Source organism: Paractinoplanes rhizophilus, from assembly GCF_042664765.1.
Taxonomy (GTDB): Bacteria; Actinomycetota; Actinomycetes; order Mycobacteriales; family Micromonosporaceae; genus Actinoplanes; species Actinoplanes rhizophilus.
Window position 1 is genome coordinate 1 of record NZ_JBHTBJ010000093.1, and the last position, 3,400, is coordinate 3,400.

The following is a 3,400-nucleotide window of genomic DNA, read 5'->3' on the forward strand; positions in this document are numbered from 1 at the left end:
ACGGCTGGCTGGCGCTCGGACTGATCGTGGCCGGCATGTTCGTCCTGATGTGGTTCCTGCTATGGATACGCTCCCGGGAACGGGCCGGCCGCGAGGCGCTGCTGTCGACGGCGTTGTTCCGCAACCGTGCCTCCATCCTGGGTCTGATCACGCAGAACATCCAGTGGCTGGTGCTCATGGGGGTCTCGTTCGTAGTCTCGGCCTTCCTGCAGGTGGTACGCGGCTACAACGCGATCGAGACCGGCCTGATCCTCACCGCCGCGACGGTCGGCCTGCTTCTGTCGTCGCTGGCCGCCGAGCGCCTCGCGAAGCGGCACGCCCAGCGCATGCTCATCCAGACCGGCTTCGGCCTCACCATCGCCGGCATCGTGCTCTTCCTGGCGGTGGTCGGTGCCTCGAAGAGCGTTTGGGCCTTCCTGCCTGGGCTCTTCCTGATCGGGCTAGGCATCGGCATCATGCTCACCCCGTCGGTGAGTGTCGTGCAGTCGAGCTTCCCCGACGAACGCCAGGGCGAGATCTCGGGCCTGTCCCGCAGCATCTCCAACCTCGGCTCCTCCCTCGGCGCCGCGATCGCCGGCACTATCCTCGTCGCCCAGCTCACCAGGACGCCGGAACGCGCATACGCGCTCGCCATGATCGTCCTGGCGGTAATCAGCCTGATCGGGCTCGTGACGGCGTTCTTCCTGCCTAGTAGCTCTACCAGCACGCCGACGGGGAGCCAGCGCGCTCCCAGCACACCCGATCGATAGGTCCGCGTCCCGGGCATGCCCCGCGCAGCATGCGCGCCCGTACCTCTTGGGCCGAATCAGTGGGCGGATCTCTGCCGCCATCCGCGCGCCCGGCGGCCCGCGAGCGGCCCGTCGCCGATGGCGCTGTACTCGAAGGGAATGACGACCGGGGAGATTTCCGCGCATTTCGCGGAGATCTACGGCGCATCGGTGTCGAATGAACAGTCTCGCGGATCACCGACAAAGTCGTGGCGGAGATGACTGAATGGTCTTTCTCGTCCACTGAGGTGATCTCAGCGAGGAATGCGGGCTGACTCGGACGACGCGGGCCTCGATCTCGGCCTGGCCGCGGCGCCGGGCGATGGGTGAATCCATCGACGCCTTGCTGGTGATTTTCACGATGTGGGTGACGGCGGCGCGAGTGGCGCTGCCGATGACGTTGAGTTCGCGAACCGGGTCGGCCGGGCTGACCAGGATGACGCTGGAGACGTATCGCATCGCGGCGTCGATGGTTTCCGGGACGGTCAGGCCGCCGGCGACGACTTCCACTCCGGCCCGCGTCAACGCGGTCGCCTTCACCGGGTCGCGGACCAGAATGCGCACCGGCTCCTTACGTCGGGCGAGCAGGCGGGCCGCCTCGGCGCCCACCTTGCCGGCGGTCGTGATGAGGTCATGCGAGCTCCTTGAGGATCTGCTCGGCCTCGGCACTTGTGCGCAGCGAGACCTCACGACTGGCCTCGCTCGGCGTGTCCGACAGGGCGACAGCCACGGCGCCGATCTGATCGGCGCTGACCAAGGTGGGCTCGCCGGGCGTCAGGCGCGTACGGACCGGGCCGAGGACGAACGCGTGGATTCGGCGGCGCTCACCGGCTTCGGCGGCAAGGACCTTCTGCATCATGAGCACGGCCGCCTGCTCCATGCTGACGAGCCCACTGCCGGGCACGGGATAGACCGCCGATTCACCGACGACAACCGCGTACGCGCCGCGGCCGGTGAGCCGTGGCGTCACGGCCCGAGCAACCGCCATGTGAGTCGTCGCCAGGCCGGTGAAAGCGGCGTTCCAATCGTTCTCGCCGATCTCCCACAGCCGCTTTCCGGCCCACCAGCCACCAATAGGCGCCACTACATCGTCGATGCCGCCGAGCCGCTTCTGCATCGTGGCGGCGAGCGACTCGGCGCCCTCGAAGGTTGAGTAGTCGTGAGCGAACAGGTGCAGACGGTCGGTGGCCGCGTCGCCGAGGACTCGGCGGAACTCGTCCACGCGCTGCTCGGTGCGGGTCGGGACGACGACGTCGGCACCGGCGGCGAGGTATGCCCGCACCGCGCCTTCGCCCACGGCACCACTGCCGCCGGGGATGAGGACCCGTCGAGTTGATTCTTGCCTCACGTTGACTCCTTGGTCGCACCAATGTTGGTTGTACCAACGTATCACGGACGTTGGTCAGACCAACAGAACCGCTAGAATGACCTGATGAACGACGAGGGAGCCGACGCCGGCCCGCCGGCCCTGCTTCGCACTTTGGCGAGCTGGCAGACGAGCCGCATTTCGATCCTGGGAGCACGCCTGACCGCCGCCCGGATGCCGTTGGAGGCCCGATCCGACTTCGCGGTTCTCGCCGCCCTGGAGGAGTACGGCGAGCTGAGTCAGGCCGAGATAGGCCGCCGGCTGGGGCTGGATCGCAACAACGTCAACGGCATCGTGACCCGCCTGCACGGTTCCGGGCTCATCGAGCGGCATACCGACCCCGCTGACCGACGACGCAATATCATCGCTGCCACCGAGTTAGGTCTGCGGCATCTTCACCAACTGAACGGGCTCGCTCTGACCGTGCAAGATGAGCTTCTCGCGGCTCTCAGCGCTGATGAGCGCCGACAGTTGAGGGCGCTGCTGGAGAAAGTTCTGCAGAGCCATCCGGCACAACCCGCTTGACCTCGCTCATGTGACTCTTCCTCTGAGCACCTCACCCAGGGCAATTGAAGCGGGCCGTCGGCGGCCCGTATCGCCCGGGCGCGGCTCGATTCTCAGCGACCGGGCAGGTGTTGAGCGGCTGGGAGCAGGCGGCCAGGGGCTCGGCGTAGATGTCGTCGTGTTCGACCCAACGCAGCGACTTGGCGCGCTCGACGACGATCTCGTCCGGCGTCGGGTTCTTGGTGAGCAGCCCGATGACCTCGTCGAGGAAGCCGTCCATGGGCAGGGCATTGGTGTCTCAGCCGACGACGAGCAGAATCTCGCCGTAGCGGCCGGCCGAGCGCAGCAGCTCCGGTACGAGCACGGTGAGCAGGTCGTCGTCCGACTCGATGATCACCGCCGTGTGCGCCGTACCGTAACCCCGACCGGACGTCATGATCGTCTCGCGGGCGGCGCCGGTGCTGCCGTGAGCGGCGCCGTTGACCTGGCTGTCAAGCCGTGTCCGGCATGGTGTCTCGGTGGTCGTCATCCGGCTGAGTCCGGAACGGGTGCCGCAGACGGTTCATCATCTCCGCGCTCCGATCGGCAGGCGACCAGCATGGCGTGGAGGTGGTAGCGGCTTCGGCCAGAAACGTCGAGCCTGTCACGATTTTTGTGTAAATCGGAGGATGTGCCGCTTAAGCGAATACTATCAGAAGGTCAGCCGGTTTGGGAAGAGGCGAACCAGAGTGTTCAATGCCACCTTCCAACCGTGCGTTCCGGT

Annotated in this window: 6 protein-coding genes and 1 pseudogene; 3 read left to right on the plus strand and 4 right to left on the minus strand. The window is 66.6% G+C overall.

The annotated features are described in order from the left end of the window. Together ACFQS1_RS40230 and ACFQS1_RS40235 are read left to right on the plus strand one after the other, a co-directional pair. Positions 1-749 (plus strand): MFS transporter (locus tag ACFQS1_RS40230; RefSeq protein WP_378978293.1); only part of this gene is annotated, 749 nt, incomplete at its 5' end. A gap of 117 nt (positions 750-866) precedes the next feature. Then, positions 867-997, plus strand: a pseudogene (locus ACFQS1_RS40235) (transposase); the annotation flags it as partial. Here the strand turns inward: ACFQS1_RS40235 and ACFQS1_RS40240 are convergent. Next, positions 963-1,457, minus strand: a complete 495-nt coding sequence (locus ACFQS1_RS40240; protein WP_378978295.1) for an NmrA family NAD(P)-binding protein — start codon at positions 1,455-1,457, stop codon at positions 963-965. The pseudogene ACFQS1_RS40235 and the gene ACFQS1_RS40240 overlap by 35 nt on opposite strands. Continuing rightward, entirely contained in the window at positions 1,399-2,115 is a 717-nt protein-coding gene (locus ACFQS1_RS40245) for an SDR family NAD(P)-dependent oxidoreductase (RefSeq protein WP_378978297.1), read from the minus strand. The genes ACFQS1_RS40240 and ACFQS1_RS40245 overlap by 59 nt, the downstream gene beginning before the upstream one ends. Before the next feature lie 84 nt (positions 2,116-2,199). Here ACFQS1_RS40245 and ACFQS1_RS40250 point away from each other — a divergent pair, with 84 nt between their 5' ends. Beyond that, the gene (locus tag ACFQS1_RS40250) at positions 2,200-2,658 is read left to right on the plus strand and encodes a MarR family winged helix-turn-helix transcriptional regulator (RefSeq protein ID WP_378978299.1); all 459 of its coding nucleotides are present in this window, start codon (positions 2,200-2,202) and stop codon (positions 2,656-2,658) included. Between the two features lie 31 nt (positions 2,659-2,689). Here the strand turns inward: ACFQS1_RS40250 and ACFQS1_RS40255 are convergent, their stop codons facing one another. Both ACFQS1_RS40255 and ACFQS1_RS40260 read right to left on the minus strand, forming a co-directional pair. Next, positions 2,690-2,917 carry a hypothetical protein gene (locus ACFQS1_RS40255; RefSeq protein WP_378978301.1) on the minus strand — a complete coding sequence of 76 codons (228 nt, stop codon included), beginning with the start codon at positions 2,915-2,917 and terminating at the stop codon, positions 2,690-2,692. A gap of 18 nt (positions 2,918-2,935) precedes the next feature. Next, positions 2,936-3,166 carry a hypothetical protein gene (locus ACFQS1_RS40260; protein WP_378978303.1) on the minus strand — a complete coding sequence of 77 codons (231 nt, stop codon included), beginning with the start codon at positions 3,164-3,166 and terminating at the stop codon, positions 2,936-2,938. Positions 3,167-3,400 lie beyond the last annotated feature (234 nt).

Bases quoted from the DNA above. Each gene is read 5' to 3' on its own strand.
- ACFQS1_RS40250 (WP_378978299.1), top strand. From the start codon at position 2,200: ATGAACGACGAGGGAGCCGACGCCGGCCCGCCGGCCCTGCTTCGCACT.
- ACFQS1_RS40255 (WP_378978301.1), bottom strand. From the start codon at position 2,917: ATGGACGGCTTCCTCGACGAGGTCATCGGGCTGCTCACCAAGAACCCG.
- ACFQS1_RS40260 (WP_378978303.1), bottom strand. From the start codon at position 3,166: ATGACGACCACCGAGACACCATGCCGGACACGGCTTGACAGCCAGGTC.